Genomic DNA, 20,973 nt, shown 5'->3' on the forward strand with positions numbered 1-20,973 from the left:
TGCCGCAAGCGGCACCTCAAAGCCTCAGGCCATGCCCGCAGGACAACTCATTTCGTCAATACGCTGCGCCGTGCGCGGCCAGCACCGGATTGCCCTGTATGGCAGTGCTGGCGCGGCCGTCCGCGCCCCGGGGGACTTCGCCCACCAGCGTGGTGCGGTAGAGCTGGCGATCGAACTCCAGCGCAAAGATATCCTGTGGAGCCACATGGGCCGTGGAGCGGTTGTCCCAGAAGGCCAGCGAACCGGGTTCCCACTTGAAGCGCACGGTGAACTCGCTGCTGACGGCGTGCTCCCAGAGCAGCTCCAGCAGCACGCGCGATTCGCGGGTGGAGAGTTCCACGATAGACTTGAGAAAGCCGGGGCTGATGTAGAGCACCTTCTCGCCGGTCTCGGGATGAAGCGTGACCAGCGGGTGTTCGCTGATCAGGGTATTGTCGCGCACCAGATCCAGATATTCCTGCGATGCCGTGGCTCCCTGCGGGGCGCTGAAGCGGTGCTCGCCACGCAGGCCCTGCAAGAAGGCCTGCAGCGGTTTGGAGAGCGCTTCGTAGGCCGCGGCCAGATTGGTCCATTGCGTGTCGCCGCCATAGGGCGGAATCGTCACGCCGCGCAGAATCGATGCGGCAGGCGGGTTGTGGGCAGCCGTCACATCGGCATGCCAGCCGGTCCAGGGGCGCTGTTCGGCCTGGCCGCTGTGGCGGTTGGCCTTGCGGTGCTTGGCAATCGAATACAGCTCGGGAAAGCCTTCGACATGACCGAAGACGGGGTGGCCGGGCGTCAGCTCGCCAAACTGGCGCGAAAAGGCGATCTGCTGCTCGTGGCTGAGGTGCTGGTCGCGAAAGAAGATCACCTTCCAGCGCAGCAATGCCGAGCGGATGGTGTGCACTTCGGCGGCACTCAAGGCCTGCTTCAGATTGACGCCGCTGATCAGCGCGCCGATATGCGCCGACTGCGGCGTGATGCGGATATGCGGAGTGATGTTGCTTGCGGAGCTCAGGCGTTGGTCCAGATGCTGCAGCGGAGCGTGGGGAAGGGGCATGTTCATGGGATTTTTCCTGATGAGAGCGGGGCTTCAGCGGGCCTGGGCAATACGGGAGGCGCTGGGCTGCAGCAGGCCCAGCTCGGTGAGAAGTGCATGGCTGCGTTCGACCTGGGCATGCAGTGCGCGAGCCGTGTCCTGCGGGCCGAGAAACACGGGCTCCCACTGGTTCAGCGCCACAAACTCCTTCCATTCCCGGGTTTCGGAAACCTTGCGCAGCGCGTTCACCCAGTACGTCTGTTGCGCGGCGCTGGCACCGGGTGCCGTCATCACGCCCTGAAACGAATCGCTGACATAGTCGATGCCCTGCTCCTTCCAGGTGGGCGACTGGGCGAACACGCCGTCAAGCCGCTTGTCGGCGGCAATCGCCAGCACGCGCACGCGGCCCGACTGCAGGTAGGGCAGCAGGTTCGGCGTGGTGGCCGAAACCACATCGAGATGGCCGCCCGCCAGCGCCACCATGGATTCGGCGGAGGACTTGTAGGGGACGATGCGCAGCTTCTGGATATTCACACCGCCCTGCTGCAAGGGCTGGGCCACGCCCAGATGGATGTGATTGCCCAAGGTGGTGGCGATGCCGATGGAGTATTTCTCGGGGTCCTTGCGCAGCTGGGCGATCAGGTCCTGGGCATTGCGCAGCGGCGAATCCGCACGCACGACCACCGTGGTGAACTCGCGCAGCAAGGTCACCAGCGGCGTGCCTTTCTGCAGGTGTGCGGGCAGGGCATTCTGCGCCAGGCTGTTGCCGTAGCTGGTGCTCAGCGTCATCAGCGTATGGGCGTCGCCAGGGTGGCGGTGCAGGCTTTCCAGCGCGGCGATCGCATGTGCGCCGGACTTGTTGCTGACCACGAACTGCGGTGCATAGCCATCGCGTGCCAGCAGCTCGGTGAGCTTGCGGGCCGCCTGATCCAGCGCCGCGCCGGCCCCGCTGGGGACAATGAATTCTGTAGCTTTGCTGGGCTTCCAGGCCGAGGCCGCTGCACCGCCGGATTGCGCAGCAGCAGGGCCAGTTGCCAGCGTGCAGCACAGCACCGCCATCGATGTCAGCCATGGGGCCAGAGTGCGATGCAGGCGGGAATGAGTTACGGTACTGGCCGACATGAAAGCTCCTGAAGTCAATCGCCATGCGCTTTGCGGGCTGGCGTGCTGAAGACTGTAGAAGCGCGGCAGCATTGCAACAACGAATGAATTTTCATGAGTTAGTAAGCAAAAGAGCTGAGCTACCCGGGCCTGAGCGGCAGGCCTGCTTGAAGAGGCGAGAAAGACAATGACCTGGCATGCGCAACTGGCGCTGAACTATTCCCTGCAGGCCGGCAAGACCTCGGTGCATTTCACGCACGATGGTCCGCTGCGCATCCTCAAAAGTCTGTATCCCGAGGGGCCGGCCATCTGCCACAACGTGCTGGTGCACCCCCCGGGCGGGCTGGTGGGCGGCGATGTGCTGGACATTGATGTCCATGTCGCAGAAGGTGCGCATGCGCTGGTCACCACGCCCGGTGCCACGCGCTTTTACAAAAGCAACGGCAAGCAGGCCATGCAGCGCACCCGGCTGCGCCTGGACCCCGGAGCAAGGCTGGAGTGGCTGCCGCTGGAGGCGATTGCGTACAACGCCTGCGATGCCGTCAACCACCTGGAGTTCGAGCTTGCCGAGGATGCGCAGCTGCTGACCTGGGATGTGACGGCACTGGGCCTGCCGCTGGCCTCCCAGCCCTATGAGTCCGGCAGGTTCGAGCAGCACATCGAATGGCCGGGCCGGTTCCTGGAGCGCGGCGCGATCAACGCGCAGGATGAGCTGCTGCTCAACGGCGACCTGGGGCTGGCCGGGCATCGCTGCCTGGGCAGTCTGATCTTTGCCAGCGGCTCACCCATTGCGCGTCATCAGCGCGAAGCCTTGCTGGAAGGCACGCAGGAGCTGCTTGCCAAGGCCGCTCCTGCGGTGTTGAGCGGGGTTACTGCGCCCAATGAAAACATGCTGGTTCTGCGCTGTGCATCACCTGTGGTTGAGCCTGTGATGATGCTGTGGAAAACCATGTGGAGTTTCTGGAGAAAAGAGCTCTGGGGTCTGCAGGGGGGAGTGCCGAGAATCTGGTCCATGTGAACCTGTGATTGGCCGGTCTGCGGCTGCTGCAGCCCGGCATCCCTAACAGCTTTGGCGCTGTGGCAGGCCCGGGTTTCAAGGTGCCGATCGGCCGGTGCACCGGGCCAGCTCGGACCGGCTCCAGTCCAGCCGCTCGCGCAAGCGCGCACAGGTGGCGCTGCCGGCTTGCGGGTCGCGTTCCATGCAGCGCTCCTCGAGCATGGCCAGGCTGGCGCGCGTGTAGCGGTATTGCTCCTGCGAGCAATTGCGCGTGCCGGCCTCGGCGCGTGTTCCGCCTTGCGCGCGCGTGCCGGGCGGCACGGCCGTCCAGCCCCGGTTGTGCCAGGGCGAGAAGGAGGCTGAAGGCGTGATCTTTACGTCGCCCACGCGTCCTTCCAGGCCGGGAAATGTGGACAGCATGGCGGCTGCCATCAGGGCCGGGTCGCTCATGCGTCCCAGCGCGGTATCGCAGTCCATGACATCGGGATTCAGGCGAGGCGGCAACAGCCTCAGCACGCCATAGATGCGGGTGGCATCGGTCTCCAGCTCCTTGACGCTGCGCCCGTTGCTGCCCGGCACCAGGCCCATGCCGACCAGTTGGTACTGCGTGTCGCGCAGGGCGGTATCGGGGCCGGCATGGATCTCGACCGCGCCCGAGGCCCGGCCCGCGAACATGAGCAGCCTGAAGGCATCCGTGGAGAACAGCGCCTGCACCTCCAGATGGCAACGGGCCGGGGCGGCGGGGCGCAGCACGCTTGGCAATTCCTTGGTGGCGTCGCCGTGGACCAGCATGGCCGTGCGCGGCAGCATCTCCACGGCTATCCGTGCCTTGCCAAGGTTCACTGTGGCCGCCACGCTGGCGTCAATGGAGCCGGCTGTGGGAAATTGCGCCAGAGCCTTGAAGCCGGGCTGCATCACGGACAGTCTGTCGTTGCTGACGATGCCGCCTGTGGCGATCTCCAGTCGCCCGTCAGCGAAGCGGTAATAGCTGGGCACTTCGTCGGCTTCGGTGTAGCTGCCGTGCCGGGTGGAGACGCGGTAGCGAATCTCGCGCCCGCCCATCTCCATGAAGGGGCGTAGCGTCTCCAGCAGGGCCTGACGCGTGGCGGCATCGTCCTGGCGCAGCGTGATCTCCACGCGTGTGGAGCCATAGCCCAGCAGCTTGTCAAACGCATGGCGCATGACTGCCTGGTTCGGAAAGGTGATGACAGCCCCCACCATGCCCGCCAGAGCCGCCACGCCGCCCAGCAGCAGCGGCCAGGTCGAGCGCTCGTCGGCTTGAACGCGAGTCACGGCGCTCCAGATGGCTTGTGCGCCATGGCCCAGCCAGCTGGTGGCCACGAAGGCAATGAGCGCTGCAGTCGGCGCCCACACAAGAATCAGCAGTATTTGCAACAGGCCCATATGGGCAGTGATTCTAGGCACAACCCATATATGGCCTGGCGGCAGCCGGCCAGGTGCCGCCCGCTTGGTGCCGCCCGCCCGGGACTGCCCGTCCGGGGCTGCCCGCCTGGGACGCTACAGCGCCAGAACGATTCTGGATTCCTGCGTTCTGGCGCGCGAGCAGCAGCTCATCATCTTGGTGCAGGCCGCACGCTCGGCACGGGTCAGCACCATGTCGCGATGATCGATATCGCCTTCGAGCACCGGCACCTCGCAGGAGCCGCACAGGCCTTCGCGGCAGTCACACTCGATATCGAGATTGGCGCTGCGCAGCGCATCGAGCAGGGTCTCATCGTTGCGCACCTGCAGCGTGATGCCGGATTCGCGCAACTCGACTTCAAAGCCGTGCTCCTTGTCCGGGTCCAGCGCGCCCAGGGTGCTGGAGAAATGTTCTACGCGCAGGCTGTCCTCGGGCCAATGCTGGCTGGCCTGGGCCAGTCCGTCGAGCATGCGCTGCGGACCGCAGGCATAGATCTGTGCGCCGGGCCTGACCTGGGCCAGCAGCGCCGGGTAGTCGGCTCGCCGGCCTTCTGCGCCCACATAGATCTGCAGACGCTCGCCATGCCGTGCCTGCAATGCAGTAAGCAGCGCCATGCGCTCGCGCTGGCTGCAGCTGTAGTGAATCTCATAGGGAATGCCCAAGGCCTGGGCGCGGGCCGCCATGGCTGCGATCGGTGTGATGCCTATGCCGCCGGCGACGAGAATCAGCTGCTGCGCGCTTTCGTCGAGCTTGAAGTGGTTGCGAGGGCCGCGCATCTGCACCTTCATGCCGGCCTGCAGCGCACCATGCACCCAGGCCGAGCCTCCACGGCTTTGCTCCTCGCGCAGCACGGCGATCTCGTAGGTATCCGCTTGCTGCGGGTCGCCGCATAGCGAGTACTGGCGCGAGATGCCCGTGTCGCCGCAGTGCAGGTCGATATGCGAGCCCGGCGTCCAGCGCGGCAGCCCGCGCCCGTCCGGCGCCTTCAGGCGCACGCGCAGCACGTCCTGCGCAATCAGCTCGGTGCTTTCCACCAGCATGCTGCGGCTGACGCCGCCTTGCGAGGATTCGCCGATGCGCACGGGCTGCTGCTCAGCCAGCACGGCGGGGTTGGCGCGTTCGGGGTTGCGGTTCACATCCCATTGCACCCACAGATGTTCGGGGCCTCGGAACGAGGTATTGGGCACATAGGTGAAGCGTTGCTCGGCCAGCTGCATATGGGGCAGGCGGCGCGTGAACTCTTCAAGGAAGATCTGCATTTCCATGCGCGCCAGATTCTTGCCCATGCACTGGTGGGAGCCGTAGCCGAAGGTCAGGTGATCGCTGGCATTGTCGCGGTGGATGTCGAACAGGTCGGCATCGACAAAATGCTGCTCGTCGTGGTTGGCCGAAGAGGTGACGATGAGCAGCTTGCTGCCGGCCGGAATGGCCTGGCCGCCGATCACCACATCCTTGGTGGCCAGGCGCCGCCAGGCGGCCACCGAGCCGTTGTGACGCAGGCATTCCTCCACGGCATTGGGGATCAGCGAGGGATCGGCGCAGATCTCCTGCCAGACCTTGGGGTGTTGCAGCAGCAGCTTGACAGCATTGGCCGTGGCGTTGGCCGTGGTCTCGTGCGCGGCGACCAGGCCGGCCATCATCATGGAGTGCAGATAGGAATCGGTGACGACTTCGGGCAGCTCCTTTTGCTTGCGGATGCCGTATTGCATCCAGCCTTCGGCGTCGGGATCGGCACGCATCTTGTCGAGAATCCGGCCCGCGTGCTGCCAGAAATTGCCCACGGCATGGGCTACGGCCACCTGCTCTTCGGCCCGGGGGCGTCCCCAGGTGTTGACGGTGTGGGCGATGCTGTACTGGCGCAGCGTGTCCATATCGTCTGCGGGCACGCCCAGAAAATGCATGGCCACCGTCAGCGGTACTTCCCACAACATCTGATCGACGAGATCGGCACGGCCGTCATCGATGAAGCGGTCCACATATTCGCGGGCCAGCCGGCGCACCATGGGCTCGTGGTGCTTGAGCTCCTCGGGCGTGAAGGGCTGCATCAGCGCGCGGCGGCGCGGCATGTGGGCGGGCTCGTCCTCGTTGACCAGGGTGCGGTTCAGCGCAAAGCCGTAGCTGGCGAGCACGGCATTGGCTTCATCGCCTGTCGGTGTGATCTTCTCCAGTGCGATCGAGGGGCTGAAGGTCAGGTTGTCGCGGAAGATGGCCTTGATGTCGTCGAAGCGCGTGACCACCCAGTAGCCCAGCTGCGGGCTGTAGAACACCGGCTCCTGCTCGCGTGCCCAGCGCACATATTCGGGCGGGTCCTGCTGGTAGCCGTCGGCAAAGGGATCGAAGCTGGCGGCTCCGTGGCTGATGGGGCAGCCCGTAGGGCCGCTCTGGCCGGTGGGCTTGCCGAACTGGCTGTGATCGATGGGGCAACGGCTGGGGGTGGAAACGGTCATGGCTCGCTCGCAAACGCAAAGAGGCAGGAGATGGCTTGCGCCATCGGACGAGAGCGCAGAGGCGGCCTGCCGCCAGCCTCTGCGGCATGGGTCAGCGGGGCAATCAGTCCAGCGTGATGTTCAGATCCTTGATCAGCTTTTGCCAGCGTGTGCTTTCGCTGTGGATCAGCGCCTGGAACTGCTCGGGCGTGTTGCCCACGGGCTCCACGCCAAAGTCGATGAGCTTTTGCTTGACAGCAGGCTCGTTGATGGCGGCGACCACCTGCTTGTTCAGTGCCGTGACGACATTGGCCGGGGTCTTGGCCGGGGCCACCATGCCGACCAGGGCCGCAGCCTGCACGCCGGGCAGGCCCAGCTCGCCGAAGGTGGGCACATCGGGCAGCTGGGGCAGGCGCGTGGCATTGGCCACTGCCAGGGGGCGCACCTTGCCGCCCTTGATGAAGCCAGCGCCGGCGGCCAGGTCCACCATCATCACGGGAATCTGACCGCCTGCCACATCTGCCAGCGCCGGAGCAGCACCGCGATAGGGCGCATGGGCGAGCTTGAGGCCGGCCTCGGACTTCAGCAACTCCATGGCCAGATGATGGGGGCTGCCCGCACCGGCGGAGCCGTAGTTCACGCCCTCGGCACTGGCCTTGGCGGCAGCAATGAACTCCTTGGCGGTCTTGGCCTTCTCGGCGGGGCCGGCCACCAGAATCATGGGAAAGCGACCCATGAGCGTGACGGGCGTCAGATCCTTGCCGGGGTTGTAGCTCAGGCTCTTGTAGAGCACCGGGTTGAAGATCAGCGTGCCGTTGTCGGCCGACAGCACGGTATAGCCGTCAGCCGGTGCGCGTGCGGTCTCCGATGCGCCGATGGCCGTGTTGCCGCCCGGGCGGTTGTCCACGACGATGGGCTGATGGGCCTGCGCGCCCCAGGCCTGGCCTATGGTGCGGGCCAGGAAGTCCGAGCCGCCGCCGGCGGCGTAGGGCACGATCCAGCGCACGCTCTTGCTGGGGTACTTGTCCTGGGCCATGACGGCGCCGGAGGCTGCGGCCAGCCAGAGCATGCTGGTGGCCAGAACCGAGGCGGTGAAGAGGCGTTTTTTCATTGAGGGTGTCTCCTGGGCTGTGGTGTTGTTTGCCTGCGGGTTAACCAAGCTTCACTCCGCCTGCGGTTCCGCTTTAATACGGAAATTGTTTTGCGTAATTTTTATACGCATTGCGTAAATTGAGCCTGAGGGATTTCCATGACTTGAGTCATGAATTTGAATCAGAATGCCGATCCAAGCCCTGCCATCAATCGCTACAGACATGAAAAAAGACAAGAAGACTGCGGACGCCGTGCTGCCGACCACCGCTGCGCAAGCGCCGCGCGCCACAAAGCTGCGCCAGCCTGGTGCCGTCACAGAAGCTGCGGACGGGCGTGAGCGTCGTCAGCGAGTGCAGGCCGCCGAGACCTGTCTGGCCGTGCTCAAGGCCCTGGCGGGACTGGGCGGACGTGCCAGCCTCACGGCGATCGGTGCTGCTGTCGATGAAAGTCCGGCCAAGGTACATCGCTATCTGGCCAGCCTCATGGCCGAAGGTCTGGTGGAGCAGGATCGTGGCGGCACCCAGTACGCGCTCGGACGCGAGGCCATCCATATCGGCCTGGCTGCGATGCGCCAGAACGACCCGGTGCGCATGTCCGAGCCCGCCTTGCAGCATCTGCGCGAGTCCTTGCAGGTCACGAGTTTTGTCGCCGTCATGGGCAATATGGGGCCCACCATCGTGCGTTTCGAGGAGCCCAGCCTGCCCATCACCGTCAATGTGCGCGTGGGCTCGGTCATGTCCATGCTGTGGTCGGCCACGGGGCGGGCATTTTTTGCCTTCATGGAGCCGCAGCCCGAGGTCGAGGCGCTGCTGGCGCGCGAGCTGGAGGCCGCCAGCCCCGAGCATCGCCGTCTGCTGCATGCCAGCAAGCCTCTGGAGCAGCTGCGCAGCGAGATTCGCGCGGCCGGCTGTGCGGCGATCCGGGATCTGAATCTGCCCGGAATCAGCGCCGTGGCTGCGCCCTTGCTCGACTACAACGGCCATGTGGTGGCCGTGCTCTGCGCGCTGGGTGCCAGCGGTGGCTTCGACCCCGATCCGCAGGGCCGCATTGCCCAGGCTGTATGCCAGGAGGCGCGCAGTATCAGCGCTTCGCTGGGCTACCGAGTCTAGGTCTGTGATCAGGCCCCGGTCAGCGCAGCCGGGGCTCCGAGGCGCTGGGACAGCGCACGCGCCTGGGCCTGCAGCTTGCGGGCCGGCAGACCGGCGGGGTCCAGCGTCAGCGTGACCGAAGGGCCGATGGCGGCAATCGCCAGCACCAATTGGCCGAAGCCGTCGAACACCGGCACCGCCAGCGCGCTTACGCCTGAGAGCAACTGGTTTTCGACCACGCTCAGGTGGTTGCTGCGAATGGAGTCCAGTTCCTTGGCAAACGCAGGCTCGTCCAGGCTGTGGCCTTCGGCCTGCAGCAGCGGTGCGATGCGGGCCGGCTCGCCAAAGGCCGCAAAAATCTTGCCCGTGGCGGTATGGCGCAAGGAGGCCGGGGTGCCGTGGCGCATGGCCACATAGACATGGGTCGGGCCTTCCTCGACGCGGATGATGGTCGGCCCCTGGCCGCTCCACATGGATACCGATACGGTGTAGCCCACCTCTTGCGCCAGAGCGGGCAGCTCGGCAATCGCCATGCGCACGGGATCTGCCTGCTGCAGGCTGATGAGACCCATCTGGATGGCCAGCGGCCCCAGGCCGTAATGGCCGCTGACGCGATCTTGCTCCATCAGGCCCAGCTTGCAAAAGCTCACCAGATAGGGGTGGGCCTTGGCTGCCGTCATCTCCGCCTCGCGTGCCAGATCCTTGAGCGCCATGCGCCGGCCCGTGCGCGCCAGCACCTTGAGCAACTGGCCGCCGACTTCCACGCTCTGTATGCCGCGCGGTGCGCGCGTGGGTTCGTCGTCACTGGATTCAAGCATCAAACGGGCGTCGGTCAAAGAAGAGTTGGCATGAGGCATGACGGCATTGTGACGGCGGAAAAGCGGCTGGAAGCCCTGCAGGGTTTTTCACTATGACAAATCGATTGTGCAATGTTGAATTTATAACTAGCATTCAGAAATTCGATAAAGATGAATGCATTTGTTTAAAACAAAGAGATTGCAACGATGAGCACCAAGACCTTTGCCTCCGCCGCCGACCTTGAAGTCAAGAAGGTGAGCTTCGACAAGCTCTCCGAACATGCCTATGCCTACACGGCCGAGGGCGACCCCAACACCGGCATCATCATTGGCGACGACGCCGTGATGGTCATCGACACCCAGGCCACGCCCGTCATGGCCGAGGACGTGATCCGCCGCATTCGCGAGGTCACGGACAAGCCCATCAAATACGTCACGCTGTCGCATTACCACGCGGTGCGCGTGCTGGGTGCCTCGGCCTATGGCGCCGAGCACATCATTGCCAGCCAGGACACCTACGACCTCATCGTCGAGCGCGGCGAGCAGGACAAGGCCAGCGAGATCGGCCGCTTTCCGCGCCTGTTCCAGAACGTCGAGAGCGTGCCCGAGGGCATGACCTGGCCGACCATGACCTTCACCGGCAAGATGACGCTGTGGCTGGGCAAGCTCGAGGTGCAGATCCTGCAGCTGGGCCGCGGCCACACCAAAGGCGATACCGTGGTCTGGCTGCCTCAGGAGAAGGTGCTGTTCAGCGGCGATCTGGTCGAGTTCGATGCCACGCCCTATGCCGGCGATGCCTACTTCCAGGACTGGCCGCAGACGCTGGATGCGATTGCCGCCCTCAAGCCCGAAAAGCTGGTGCCTGGCCGCGGTGCTGCACTGCAGAACGCCGCCGAAGTGCAGGCCGGCCTGGCAGGCACGCGCAACTTCATCAGCGACCTGTGGGCCGAGGTCAAGGCCGGTGCGGATGCCAGGAAGGACCTGCGCAAGGTCTACGAGGCAGCCTTTGCCAAGCTGCAGCCCAAATACGGCCATTGGGTGATCTTCAACCACTGCATGCCCTTCGACGTGACACGCGCCTACGACGAGGCATCGGGCCACGCCGACCCGCGCATCTGGACCGCCGAGCGCGACCGCGAGATGTGGCTGGCGCTGGAAGGCTAGTCGCCTCCTGGGCCGCCCGGCTGGCAGTCTTTTGCGCTTGGCGCGGCGGTCAACGACAAAGCTATCTAAAACAGGAGCTACTTGCGCTTGATTTGCAATGAATTCAAATTGAAAAGATATTGAATTCATTGCTTTACAAGCGGTAGCAGCTATCAAAAAGACAGAGTTTGAATCCGGTCGCCAAGAGCCGGAGGGGCGTTTATTGCCCCAAGAAACAGATCCACGCTTTTCAGGGTTTGCGCACCGATGAACGCCATGTCCACCACCGCCATTTCTCTTGACGCACTGCGCGGCAGCGCCGCCGACATTCAGTCCATCCAGATTCCCTATCGACGTCACGCGGACCAGGATGCCGATGCGCCAGCTCGCCACCCCGTGGTCGTCGTCGGCGCCGGGCCCGTGGGCCTGTCTCTGGCCATCGATCTGGCGCAGCGCGGCCAGCCGGTGGTGGTGCTCGATAACGACTGCAAGCTGTCCACAGGCTCGCGCGCCATCTGCTTTTCCAAGCGCACGCTGGAGATCTGGGACCGCCTGGGCGTGGGCCAGCCCATGGTGGACAAGGGCGTGTCCTGGAATCTGGGCAAGGTGTTTGCCAGGGATCAGTCGCTCTACCAGTTCGACCTGCTGCCCGAGGCCGGCCACGAGCGCCCGGCCTTCATCAATCTGCAGCAGTACTACGCCGAAGCCTATCTGGTCGAGCGCGCCCTGCAGCTGCCGCTGATCGACCTGCGCTGGCACAACAAGGTCACGGCGCTGGCGCCACGCGACGATGGGGCGGAGCTGACAGTGGAAACGCCCGAGGGCGAGTACCGGATCGATGCCCAGTGGGTGCTGGCCTGCGACGGATCGCGCTCTCCCTTGCGCGGCCTGATGGGCCAGGAAAGCCATGGCCGCATCTTCCGCGACCGGTTTCTGATTGCCGATGTGAAGATGCATGCGGATTTCCCGACCGAGCGCTGGTTCTGGTTCGATCCGCCGTTTCATCCAGGCCAGAGCGTGCTGCTGCATCGCCAGCCCGACGATGTCTGGCGCATCGACTTCCAGCTGGGCTGGGAGGCCGATCCCGAGGAGGAGAAAAAGCCCGAGAACATCCTGCCGCGCATCCGCGCATTGCTGGGCAAGGACGCGGATTTCGAGCTCGAATGGGCCAGCGTCTACACCTTTGCCTGCCTGCGCATGGACCGCTTCGTCCACGGCCGCGTGGTCTTTGCGGGCGACAGCGCGCATGGCGTCTCGCCCTTCGGCGCACGCGGCGCCAACAGTGGCGTGCAGGATGCCGAGAACCTGGCCTGGAAGCTCGACCGCGTGCTGCGCGGCCAGGCCGATGCTGCGCTGATCGCGACCTACGGCACCGAGCGCGAGTACGCGGCCGACGAGAACATCCGCAACTCCACACGCGCCACCGACTTCATCACGCCCAAGAGCGAGATCAGCCGCCTGTTTCGCGATGCGGCGCTGGAGCTGGCGCGCGAGCATGAGTTTGCGCGTCGCATCGTCAACAGCGGGCGGCTGTCGGTGCCGGCCACGCTGCAGCATTCGCCGCTCAACACGCCGGACAGCGAGGTCTTCGCAGGCTCGCAACTGCCCGGTGCCGTGCTCAGCGACGCGCCCATGCGCCGCCCCGGCGACAGCCAGACCACATGGCTGCTGCGGGCCCTGGGCCCGGACTTCACGCTGCTGCATTTCGGCTCCACGCCGGCCTGGGCACGCGAGCTTGACGGTGTGCTCAATCTATCCATAGCCGCCGAGGGCGATGTCTGGACCGCGCAAGCCGATCTGCTGGATGTGCAGGGTCTGGCCGCGCAGCGCCTGGATGCGCGCCCCGGCACCTGCTATCTGCTGCGCCCCGACCAGCATGTCTGCGCGCGCTGGCGCCGTCCCGACGAGGCTGGCGTGCGTGCTGCGTTGCAAAGAGCCTCCCCCTGAGTCGCTTCGCGCCTTCCCCCTCTCTCGCTACGCGGGAGGGGGACGACAGCCTCGCTGCGGGGCGGCCCTTGCTAGCTGTCCCTGGTGGAGGCCCACCAAAGGATTCCCCCCATTTTTGTCAGGAGACCGCCATGCTGCTGTCCACACACCCGAATCTGCAAGCCTGCGACGATTTCTATGAAGCCCTTATCGCCACGCATCAGGGCCTGGAAACCGCGCAAAGCCATGCCCTCAATGCCCGCCTGGTGCTGCTGCTGGCCAATCACATCGGCCATCAAGAGACCTTGCTGCATGCGCTCGAACTGGCCCGCGCCAGCGCAGGATTCTCTCCTGCCGGCGCAGACCCGGGCGAGCGCGGCGCCGTGACACCGGTTGCCCCGGTACACGCTGCCGTTTGAGATGCAGCGCGCCGCCGGCCTGGCGGCAGCTGCGCCATCCCCTAAAGGCCCCGTCACCAAAATCTATTCAAGGGGCCAAGAATCAAGGAGACAAGGATGATGCAACGCAAACAGTTTCTGGCCGCACTGGCCTGCTCGACGCTGGCCTGGGCGGCAGGGCCGGCCGCCATGGCACAGGAAAAGCCCCTGGAGTGGGTCATAGGCTACGCCGCAGGCGGGGGCTCCGACGTGGTGGCCCGCGTGATTGCAGAGGCCATGGGCCGCAATCTGGAGCGCCCCATCGTCATCAACAACAAGCCCGGCGCGGGAACCAATATCGCAGCCGAGTACAGCGCGCGCTCGCATGACTTTGGCAACCTGATGTTCACGGCCGACTTCGCCACGCTGGCTGCCAACCCGTTTCTGTTCCGCAAGCTCAACTACAACGCCGAGAAAGACTTCAAGCCCGTGGGCATGCTGGTGCGCTTTCCCATGCTGCTGGTGGTCAACAACGATGTGCCGGTCAGCAATCTGACCGAGTTTGTCGCCTGGGCCAAGCAGCAGAAGACCGGCGTGAGCTGGGGCTCGGCCGGCCTGGGCAGCCCTCATCATCTGGTTGGCGAGCTGTTCCGCGAAGAAGTGGGCCTGGGCAATATGACCCATGTTCCTTATCGCGGTGCGGCGCCCGCAGTGCAGGATGTGATCGGCGGCCAGATTCCCGCCATGTGGGCCGACAGCGCCACCATCATTCCCTTCCTCGGCGAGAAGAAGCTCAAGGCCATAGGCGTGGCCAGCCCGGCCCGCATCGATGTGCTGCCCAAGGTCGCCACCTTGCAGGAGCAAGGCCTCAAGGGCTTCGAGGGCTATGCCTGGCAAGGCATCGTCGTGCCCAAGGGCAGCTCGGCCGAGGTGGTCAAGAAGTTCAGCCAGTCGCTGCAGTTTGCGCTGGCCGACACGCGCACCAAGGCCCGTCTGGCAGCCATGGGGGTCGAGCCCATGCCTGGCAGCTCCGAGCAGATGGAGAAATTTGTCGGCAACGAGCGCAGCAAATGGGGCCGTGTGATCACGGCCAACAACATCAAGCTCGATTGAGATCCGGACTCAGTGGGCCGCAGCCTGGGTGACGGACAGGCCCGGGTGCTGCGGGATATGCGTTTTTGCAGATGCAGCGCCGTGCCAGCCGTGGCAGACTGCGGGCCATGTCCGAGCCCACTCTTCTCGTTGCCGACGATCACCCGCTGTTTCGCGCAGCGCTGATCCAGGTGCTGCACGACCGCTTTCCGCAATTTCGCATTGTGGAGGCGGCCAGCGCCCAGACCCTGGGCGCGGCGATGCAGGATCATCCCGAGATCGAGCTGGTGCTGCTGGACCTGGCCATGCCCGGCGCGCGCGGCTTCTCGTCCCTGCTGCATCTGCGCGGCGAATATGCGCAGGTGCCGGTGATCATCATCTCGTCCAATGACGACCCTCGCATCATCCGCCGCGCCCAGCAGTTCGGCGCGGCAGGCTTTATCTCCAAGTCCGCGGCGGCAGACGATATGAGTGCCGCGATTGACGATGTGCTGAGCGGGGATATCAGCTTTCCCTCCATGGTGGCCGAGCGCTCGGAGGCCGATGCGGCCCTGGCCGCTCGTCTGGCCCAGCTCACGCCCCAGCAGTTTCGCGTGCTGCTGTGCATTGCCGACGGGCTGCTCAACAAGCAGATCGCGCACGAGTTGGGCCTGGCCGAGAACACCGTCAAGGTCCATGTGACGGCAATTCTCAAGAAGCTCGAATGCTATTCACGCACCCAGGCCGCGGTGCTGGTCAAGAGCCTGGAAAACGATCACGAGGTTTGACTGCCCTGGTGGCTCAAAGGCCATCTGTCCTGATAGCTTGCTGCGCTTTGTTGGTAATGGATTGAGGCCTTTTTGACCTCTTTTCTACGCAGCTTGCCGCTGCAAGCCGTCGTCGCAGTTCGATGGCTACAAGTGCGAGAAAAACTCCGGCGTAGCGTCCCAGCGATCGTGCATGCCATCGACATACGTGATGGGAATTCGCGAAAGCTCCTCCTCCGACAGATCTTCCAGGCAACCGATATTGATGCCGTACATCTGGCCTATCGGCGTGTCGTGGCCCACACCAAAGACGCGGATGCCGCAACGTTTGCAGAAGAAATGCTGGTTCTTTTGCGAGCCAAACACATAGAGGGTGAGTTCCTTCTCGCCCGTAATAAGGCGGAAATTTTCGGGGCTGGCGATGGCGGGCCAGAACCGGCTGCGTCTGCAGATGGAGCAGTTGCAGCGATAGCTGGGCTGGCTCAGATCGAGGCCGACTTCAATCTGAACCCGGCTGCAATGGCAGCTGGCACGATAGGACTTCAGCATCTGGCGATCCCCCTGTGTTGAGACGGGCCGCCATCGGGATGTCAGCCCTGCTCGAAGCTTAGATAGTTCAGATGCTCCTGGCTACGCCAGACCGCACACCATGCATTGATATCGCTGCCGTGAGAGAAAAAGATCTCCCAACGATGATCGACTTCGTCCTGAAAACCCTGTCTCGCCGCATTGATGAAGCGATGACAATGGGCTTGGAGCGGGCCTTCTACATCTTGCGCATCGATCAGCCAGAGGAAATCCTCTTGCCAGTCGGCGTCCAACGATACTTCATGCACAGACTTCAGACGCAGCCTGCTGACCACATCGGGCCAATGAGCGAGATCGATTCGGCAGCGCACAGCCAGGCGGTCGTCAATGCCGCTGCCTCCGGCATAAAAGCCCAGCGCATAGTGCAGGTCTTCCTCTGTAGGCAGAAAGCCAATCAGATTGGCGATGAGTGACATGGGCTTGTCCACGCACATGTCTTTGCTGCTGTGTCGATGAGCCAGGCTGTCGTAGTCGCGCATGTCTTCTGCAACCGTCTAATCAAGAGCTGGCATGCAGAGGTGTGCCTCCTCATGCGGCATGGGTTCGTCCTCCCAGGGAGGACAGCACGGCAGGAGCGATCAGCCTGTGCATGGGTTTGACGGGCAGCATGTAGAGGCGGCCCAGTGCGTTCTTGACATGCACGACGGTGGTGACGGTGATGACGGTGTCCAGGGAGCTGATGTCGCTCTTGCGGTGAATGCTGAGCACGACCTTCAGATGCTTGTCGTCGTCACCAATCAGGGCTTCATCAAAGGTGTTCTCGAACACCGTGAAGATGCCGACCCTATCGCCCGGGCCGTAGCTGGCTGCTGGCTTTCCGGGCTTCAGGGCCGACAGGGTGCCCAGGTTCTTGAGCCCCGCCAGGCCGCCGACCAGATTGCGCGCACGCATGCAGATTTCAATCCAGCGCGGCGTTTTGCGCGCGGCAAGAATGAAGTGGTCCAGTGCAGACAGGCCTGTGGCGTCCGAGATGATGCTCCAGGAGTCGTGAAAGCTGGCTCCGGCCAATCGATCTGCGATGCGGCTGCCGGGCGGAACGGCGGATTCAACGGGATGATGGTGCATGCGGTCTGGCCTGAGTGGCGTGAGCTGCGGGCCGGAAATACCGCAGAGGCAGCAGCAGCATATCGAAGAATCCGCCGCTCGGCTTGCGCAGCCACGGCGTGCAGAGGGTCGCTCTTCCTGAATTCATAGCGAGAGTGCGATGCACTGAAAGCGCCGCCGCTGGAAATGACTTTGTTTCTCAGGCGCTGCCGCCATCTCGTCCGCGCAGAAAAGTCTGGCTCATCAGCGCCCGCAGCGCCGGCGGTCTGACCGGCTTGGCCAGAAAGCCCCAGCCGCGTTCGGCAGCCTGGCGGCGCAGGGTGCTGTCGCCTTCGGCGGTCAGCAGGATGACCGGAGGCTGCTGCCCCCAGCGCTCGCAGAGCTGGGCATAGACATCGGGGCCGTAGAGCTGGCCCAGATGCACATCGAGCAGCACCAGTTGCGGAGCATTGCCGGGCGCTGCATAGGCCAGGGCTTCAGGGGCGTTGGCGGCCAGCGGCACATCACAGCCCCAGCGCTCGAGCAGGGCGCAGGTGGCGTCGCGGGTGGCGGGATCGTCCTCTACATACCAGACGGTGCCGCCTTGCAGCGGGCTGTCCACGCGGGCGCTTGGAGACGGCTGCTGCGATACCGGCGTCAATGCTGCAGCTTGCCCCAGTGGAACCTTGACCCAGAAGACGCTTCCCTTGCCCAGGGTGGAGCGCAGGCCGATCTCATGGTCCAGCAATCTGCCCAAGCGCTCCACGATGGCCAGGCCCAGGCCGGTGCCGCGGTCGTCGGCATGGCCTTCGTCGAGGCGGCGGAACTCTTCGAAGATTTCCTTTTGCAGGCTCTGGGGGATGCCCGGCCCCTGGTCATGCACCTCGATGCGCACCTGGTCGCCCTGGCGGCGACAGCCCACGACGATACGGCCCTTGCGCGTGTAGCGGATGGCGTTGGAGACGAAGTTCTGCAGTATGCGACGCAGCAGGGCCTCGTCGCTGCGCACGATCAGCTGGCTGGGCATGCAGTGCAGACTCAGGCCCTCGCTTTCGGCCTGCAGTGCAAAATTGTTGTGCACCACTTCCAGCAAGGAGCTGAGCGCGAAATCGCGCACACGGACTTCGAGCTGGCCCGATTCCATGCGCGAGATATCGAGCAGGCTGGTGAGGATGGCGTCCTGCGAGGCCAGGGCCTTGTCCACCCGCTGGGCCAACTGGCGGCCCGCATCATCGTGCAGATAGGTGGGTAGCAGGCTGGTGAAGATGCGCGCCGCATTCAGCGGCTGCAGCAGGTCATGCACGGCCGAGGCGACAAAGCGGGTCTTGTAGCGATTGGCGCGCTCGGCCTCCTGTTTGGCCTTGGCCAGGTCCCGGGTGCGGTCGGCAATGCGCTTTTCCAGCGTATCGGCCAGATTGCGCAGCTCGCGCGCCGTGTTCTTGTAGCTGGTGATGTCGGCATAGCTGGTGACAAAGCCGCCATCGGGCAGAGGGTTGCCGCGGATCTCCAGCACCGTGCCGTCGCCCTTGGCGCTTTCGTGCAGATGGGGGCTGCCGCTGCGCAGATGTTGGAGCCGGCGCTGAATCGCAGGCTCCACATCGCCCTTGCCCAGCAGGCCGCGCCTGGCGTTGTGGCGTATCAGGGCCTCAATGGGCTGGCCCACATGCATCAGCTCGGGCGGGTAGCGGAACAGCTCCACATAGCGCGAGTTCCAGGCCACCAGCCGCAGCTGCGGGTCCACCACCACCACGCCTTGCGGCAGGTGCTGCAGGCTGCGCGAAAGTCCGGTGTCGGCCTGCTTGGCGGCCTGGACAATGCCGTCCTGCGCGGTGCGCAGCTCCTGCGCATGCTGGTGCAGAACGGTCTCCAGCTCCTTGCGGCTGCGCTGGCGCAGGGCTGCCAGGCGCTGGCGCTGGCGGATGTAGAGCACCAGCAGCGATGCGGCCAGCCACAGGCCGCCAGCGGCCACTGCCGCCCAGTGGCTGGCTGTCTGGCTATGGGCGATGTCGTGCAGCAGGTGCAGCTGCCATTGGCTTTCGGGCAGTTCCATGCGCAGCCAGAGCATGGGGTCGACCAGTGGCGGCTGGCTGAAATGGGCCAGCATGCCGATGCCAGCAGGCTGCCGGCTGGTGCGATAGCCCAGCGGAATCAGGGCCTGGCCCGCGTATTGATGGGTGTCTCGCACTACCTGCTGGTCGCTGCTGGACAGCGGCTCCAGCAGGCGGTAGCGCCATTCGTCGCGGTTGGAGAGAAAGACCACGCCATGCTCGTCCGAGGCGAAGACGATGTCGGGCGACTGGCTCCACTCGCCTTCGAGCTCCTGAAACAGGATCTTGATGGCGATGAGTCCAAGCACCGAACCGTCATCATCATGAATGGCCTGGGAAAGAAAGTAGCCGGGCAGTCCGGTGGTCATGCCTATGCCGTAGAAGCGGCCACTGCCCTGGCTCAGCGCCTGGGTCACATAGGGGCGAAAGCTGTAGTCCTCGCCCACATTGCTGTGCGAGTCGCGCCAGTTGCTGGCGGCCAGGGCCTTGCCGCTTTTGTCGATGAGAGTCAGCGTGGAGGCCTGGCTGGCGCCGTTGGCCTGCTCCAGCTTGTGGTTGAGCCTGTCCACCTCGGTGGCGCTGAGCGGGTGGCTGAGCGCGCTCTTGAGTTCGGCATCGAGCGCCAGCACCTCGGGCAGGGTGCGGTAGCGATCCACGCGCTGCACCATGGCCTGTGCATAGAGCGTGAGCTGGCGCTGCACGCTCTCGCTTTCATCGTGCAAAGAGGTCTGTAGCGCGACGCGACTGGCAGCCCACATGCTCAACAGCATGCCGCTGAGTACGATGACAAGGGTCAGAAAGAGTCGGTTTCGGGCAAGGTTTCGCGCAAGACGCATGACGAGGGCGGGTGATCAAGGAGCCCAGTGTGGCTCTGGAGCAGGTTCAGTGCGGATTTTGACGCCTAGGGATTTCCCTAAGTTGGTGCATGCTCTCCCTAGGAGCGCACCCCGACCTAATACCAATGGGTTATCGGCACAAAAAGGGCGCGGGAGTACAAACGGCAGCAATTCGGCGCACCACGGTGGTGCGCCCGCAATCTTGGAGATGCAGCGTGCACACTCTGCCCACCGAATCTGCTCCGCGCGAGCACTTGCCGTTCTACCGTCAGCTCTACTTCCAGGTGGTGTTCGCCATCATCGTGGGCGTGCTGCTGGGGCATTTCGAGCCCGCCTATGGCGAGGCCATGAAGCCCTTTGGCGATGCCTTCATCAAGCTCATCAAGATGATCATCGCGCCGGTGATCTTCCTGACCATCGTTACCGGCATCGCCAGCATGACGCACCTGAGCGCCGTGGGCCGTGTGTTCGGCAAGGCCATGGCGTATTTCCTGACCTTCTCCACACTGGCGCTGGTCGTGGGTCTGATCGTGGCCAATGTGATGCAGCCCGGCGCCGGCATGCACATCAACCCCGCCGATCTGGACCAGACGGCCGTCAAGGGCTATGTGGCCAAGTCGCACGAGATGACGCTGACCGGCTTCGTGATGGACATCATCCCCAAGACGCTGATCAGTCCGTTCGTGGGTGACAACATCCTGCAGGTGCTGCTGGTGGCCGTGCTGTTCGGTGTGTCCCTGGCCATGGTCGGCGAGGCCGGCAAGCCCGTGCTGAACTTCTTTGAAAGCCTGACCAAGCCCGTGTTCAAGCTGGTCAACATCGTGATGAAGTTCGCTCCCATCGGCGCGTTTGGTGCCATGGCCTTCACCATCGGCAAGTTCGGTCTGGGCTCGCTGGTCAACCTGGCCGAGCTGGTGCTGACCTTCTACATCACCTCGGCCCTGTTCGTGCTGGTGATTTTGGGTGCCGTGGCGCGCTTTTGCGGCTTCTCCGTGCTCAAGCTGATCAAGTACCTCAAGGACGAGCTGCTGCTGGTGCTGGGTACATCGTCTTCCGAATCGGCTCTGCCTTCGCTGATGCACAAGATGGAAAAAGCCGGCTGCAGCAAGTCCGTCGTCGGTCTGGTCGTGCCCACCGGCTACTCCTTCAACCTGGATGGCACCAATATCTACATGACGCTGGCCGCGTTGTTCATTGCCCAGGCGACCGATACCCATCTGACCCTGGGCCACCAGATCGCGCTGCTGCTGGT

18 protein-coding genes are annotated in these 20,973 nt (G+C 64.2%); 8 read left to right on the forward strand and 10 right to left on the reverse strand.

Annotation, left to right across the window (positions count from 1 at the left end; translation table 11 throughout):
- Window positions 1-55: 55 nt before the first annotated feature.
- Window positions 56-1,045, reverse strand: coding sequence for a TauD/TfdA dioxygenase family protein (locus tag CTATCC11996_RS22790; RefSeq protein WP_003081017.1), 990 nt, complete (start codon window positions 1,043-1,045; stop codon window positions 56-58).
- A 27-nt stretch (window positions 1,046-1,072) separates the two neighbouring features.
- Window positions 1,073-2,140: a tripartite tricarboxylate transporter substrate binding protein gene (locus tag CTATCC11996_RS22795; RefSeq protein WP_233506376.1), complete on the reverse strand. Its 1,068-nt coding sequence runs from the start codon at window positions 2,138-2,140 to the stop codon at window positions 1,073-1,075.
- A 166-nt stretch (window positions 2,141-2,306) separates the two neighbouring features.
- On the opposite strand from CTATCC11996_RS22795, the gene CTATCC11996_RS22800 reads away from it, so the two are divergent.
- Window positions 2,307-3,137: an urease accessory protein UreD gene (locus CTATCC11996_RS22800; RefSeq protein ID WP_003081024.1), complete on the forward strand. Its 831-nt coding sequence runs from the start codon at window positions 2,307-2,309 to the stop codon at window positions 3,135-3,137.
- A gap of 75 nt (window positions 3,138-3,212) precedes the next feature.
- Here the strand turns inward: CTATCC11996_RS22800 and CTATCC11996_RS22805 are convergent, their stop codons facing one another.
- The 3 genes from CTATCC11996_RS22805 to CTATCC11996_RS22815 form a co-directional block, all read right to left on the reverse strand.
- Window positions 3,213-4,520, reverse strand: coding sequence for a hypothetical protein (locus CTATCC11996_RS22805; protein ID WP_003081029.1), 1,308 nt, complete (start codon window positions 4,518-4,520; stop codon window positions 3,213-3,215).
- 114 nt (window positions 4,521-4,634) lie between these two features.
- Window positions 4,635-6,986 (reverse strand): cytochrome P450/oxidoreductase, encoded by a 2,352-nt coding sequence (locus tag CTATCC11996_RS22810; RefSeq protein WP_003081031.1) that lies wholly within the window; start codon window positions 6,984-6,986, stop codon window positions 4,635-4,637.
- 103 nt (window positions 6,987-7,089) lie between these two features.
- Window positions 7,090-8,076 (reverse strand): Bug family tripartite tricarboxylate transporter substrate binding protein, encoded by a 987-nt coding sequence (locus tag CTATCC11996_RS22815; protein ID WP_003081034.1) that lies wholly within the window; start codon window positions 8,074-8,076, stop codon window positions 7,090-7,092.
- 202 nt (window positions 8,077-8,278) lie between these two features.
- Here CTATCC11996_RS22815 and CTATCC11996_RS22820 point away from each other — a divergent pair, with 202 nt between their 5' ends.
- Window positions 8,279-9,166 carry an IclR family transcriptional regulator gene (locus CTATCC11996_RS22820; RefSeq protein WP_003081036.1) on the forward strand — a complete coding sequence of 296 codons (888 nt, stop codon included), beginning with the start codon at window positions 8,279-8,281 and terminating at the stop codon, window positions 9,164-9,166.
- 8 nt (window positions 9,167-9,174) lie between these two features.
- Here the strand turns inward: CTATCC11996_RS22820 and CTATCC11996_RS22825 are convergent, their stop codons facing one another.
- Window positions 9,175-10,002 carry an IclR family transcriptional regulator gene (locus tag CTATCC11996_RS22825; RefSeq protein ID WP_003081039.1) on the reverse strand — a complete coding sequence of 276 codons (828 nt, stop codon included), beginning with the start codon at window positions 10,000-10,002 and terminating at the stop codon, window positions 9,175-9,177.
- A gap of 147 nt (window positions 10,003-10,149) precedes the next feature.
- On the opposite strand from CTATCC11996_RS22825, the gene CTATCC11996_RS22830 reads away from it, so the two are divergent.
- The 5 genes from CTATCC11996_RS22830 (at window position 10,150) to CTATCC11996_RS22850 (ending at window position 15,247) form a co-directional block, all read left to right on the forward strand.
- Window positions 10,150-11,106 (forward strand): MBL fold metallo-hydrolase, encoded by a 957-nt coding sequence (locus CTATCC11996_RS22830; protein ID WP_003081042.1) that lies wholly within the window; start codon window positions 10,150-10,152, stop codon window positions 11,104-11,106.
- A gap of 255 nt (window positions 11,107-11,361) precedes the next feature.
- Window positions 11,362-13,032 carry an FAD-dependent oxidoreductase gene (locus CTATCC11996_RS22835; protein ID WP_034350141.1) on the forward strand — a complete coding sequence of 557 codons (1,671 nt, stop codon included), beginning with the start codon at window positions 11,362-11,364 and terminating at the stop codon, window positions 13,030-13,032.
- 131 nt (window positions 13,033-13,163) lie between these two features.
- Window positions 13,164-13,430, forward strand: a complete 267-nt coding sequence (locus tag CTATCC11996_RS22840; RefSeq protein ID WP_003081048.1) for a DUF2783 domain-containing protein — start codon at window positions 13,164-13,166, stop codon at window positions 13,428-13,430.
- A 96-nt stretch (window positions 13,431-13,526) separates the two neighbouring features.
- Window positions 13,527-14,501 carry a Bug family tripartite tricarboxylate transporter substrate binding protein gene (locus CTATCC11996_RS22845; protein ID WP_003081051.1) on the forward strand — a complete coding sequence of 325 codons (975 nt, stop codon included), beginning with the start codon at window positions 13,527-13,529 and terminating at the stop codon, window positions 14,499-14,501.
- Window positions 14,502-14,608: 107 nt separating this feature from the next.
- Window positions 14,609-15,247: a response regulator gene (locus CTATCC11996_RS22850; RefSeq protein WP_003081054.1), complete on the forward strand. Its 639-nt coding sequence runs from the start codon at window positions 14,609-14,611 to the stop codon at window positions 15,245-15,247.
- A gap of 126 nt (window positions 15,248-15,373) precedes the next feature.
- Here CTATCC11996_RS22850 and CTATCC11996_RS22855 read toward each other — a convergent pair whose 3' ends face one another.
- The 4 genes from CTATCC11996_RS22855 to CTATCC11996_RS22870 form a co-directional block, all read right to left on the reverse strand.
- A complete protein-coding gene (locus CTATCC11996_RS22855; protein WP_003081056.1) occupies window positions 15,374-15,775 on the reverse strand; it encodes a GFA family protein in 402 nt (133 codons plus the stop codon).
- 41 nt (window positions 15,776-15,816) lie between these two features.
- Entirely contained in the window at window positions 15,817-16,230 is a 414-nt protein-coding gene (locus CTATCC11996_RS22860; RefSeq protein WP_236597896.1) for a hypothetical protein, read from the reverse strand.
- Window positions 16,231-16,342: 112 nt separating this feature from the next.
- A complete protein-coding gene (locus CTATCC11996_RS22865; RefSeq protein WP_003081060.1) occupies window positions 16,343-16,879 on the reverse strand; it encodes a DUF2867 domain-containing protein in 537 nt (178 codons plus the stop codon).
- A gap of 178 nt (window positions 16,880-17,057) precedes the next feature.
- On the reverse strand, window positions 17,058-19,721 hold the full coding sequence (locus CTATCC11996_RS22870; RefSeq protein WP_034350120.1) for a hybrid sensor histidine kinase/response regulator: 2,664 nt from the start codon (window positions 19,719-19,721) through the stop codon (window positions 17,058-17,060).
- A 215-nt stretch (window positions 19,722-19,936) separates the two neighbouring features.
- Here CTATCC11996_RS22870 and dctA point away from each other — a divergent pair.
- Window positions 19,937-20,973: C4-dicarboxylate transporter DctA (gene dctA, locus CTATCC11996_RS22875; protein WP_003081064.1), on the forward strand; the 1,037-nt coding region annotated here is incomplete at its 3' end.

This window comes from Comamonas testosteroni ATCC 11996 (genome assembly GCF_000241525.1).
Lineage (GTDB): Bacteria > Pseudomonadota > Gammaproteobacteria > Burkholderiales > Burkholderiaceae_C > Comamonas > Comamonas testosteroni.

Excerpts from the sequence above, each read along its gene's own strand:
- CTATCC11996_RS22825 (WP_003081039.1), bottom strand. The coding sequence starts at position 10,002 with ATGCCTCATGCCAACTCTTCTTTGACCGACGCCCGTTTGATGCTTGAA.
- CTATCC11996_RS22810 (WP_003081031.1), bottom strand. The coding sequence starts at position 6,986 with ATGACCGTTTCCACCCCCAGCCGTTGCCCCATCGATCACAGCCAGTTC.
- CTATCC11996_RS22855 (WP_003081056.1), bottom strand. The coding sequence starts at position 15,775 with ATGCTGAAGTCCTATCGTGCCAGCTGCCATTGCAGCCGGGTTCAGATT.
- CTATCC11996_RS22830 (WP_003081042.1), top strand. The coding sequence starts at position 10,150 with ATGAGCACCAAGACCTTTGCCTCCGCCGCCGACCTTGAAGTCAAGAAG.
- CTATCC11996_RS22795 (WP_233506376.1), bottom strand. The coding sequence starts at position 2,140 with ATGTCGGCCAGTACCGTAACTCATTCCCGCCTGCATCGCACTCTGGCC.
- CTATCC11996_RS22835 (WP_034350141.1), top strand. The coding sequence starts at position 11,362 with ATGTCCACCACCGCCATTTCTCTTGACGCACTGCGCGGCAGCGCCGCC.
- CTATCC11996_RS22805 (WP_003081029.1), bottom strand. The coding sequence starts at position 4,520 with ATGGGCCTGTTGCAAATACTGCTGATTCTTGTGTGGGCGCCGACTGCA.
- CTATCC11996_RS22840 (WP_003081048.1), top strand. The coding sequence starts at position 13,164 with ATGCTGCTGTCCACACACCCGAATCTGCAAGCCTGCGACGATTTCTAT.
- CTATCC11996_RS22815 (WP_003081034.1), bottom strand. The coding sequence starts at position 8,076 with ATGAAAAAACGCCTCTTCACCGCCTCGGTTCTGGCCACCAGCATGCTC.
- CTATCC11996_RS22800 (WP_003081024.1), top strand. The coding sequence starts at position 2,307 with ATGACCTGGCATGCGCAACTGGCGCTGAACTATTCCCTGCAGGCCGGC.
- CTATCC11996_RS22870 (WP_034350120.1), bottom strand. The coding sequence starts at position 19,721 with ATGCGTCTTGCGCGAAACCTTGCCCGAAACCGACTCTTTCTGACCCTT.
- CTATCC11996_RS22850 (WP_003081054.1), top strand. The coding sequence starts at position 14,609 with ATGTCCGAGCCCACTCTTCTCGTTGCCGACGATCACCCGCTGTTTCGC.
- CTATCC11996_RS22865 (WP_003081060.1), bottom strand. The coding sequence starts at position 16,879 with ATGCACCATCATCCCGTTGAATCCGCCGTTCCGCCCGGCAGCCGCATC.
- CTATCC11996_RS22820 (WP_003081036.1), top strand. The coding sequence starts at position 8,279 with ATGAAAAAAGACAAGAAGACTGCGGACGCCGTGCTGCCGACCACCGCT.
- CTATCC11996_RS22790 (WP_003081017.1), bottom strand. The coding sequence starts at position 1,045 with ATGAACATGCCCCTTCCCCACGCTCCGCTGCAGCATCTGGACCAACGC.
- CTATCC11996_RS22845 (WP_003081051.1), top strand. The coding sequence starts at position 13,527 with ATGATGCAACGCAAACAGTTTCTGGCCGCACTGGCCTGCTCGACGCTG.
- CTATCC11996_RS22860 (WP_236597896.1), bottom strand. The coding sequence starts at position 16,230 with ATGTCACTCATCGCCAATCTGATTGGCTTTCTGCCTACAGAGGAAGAC.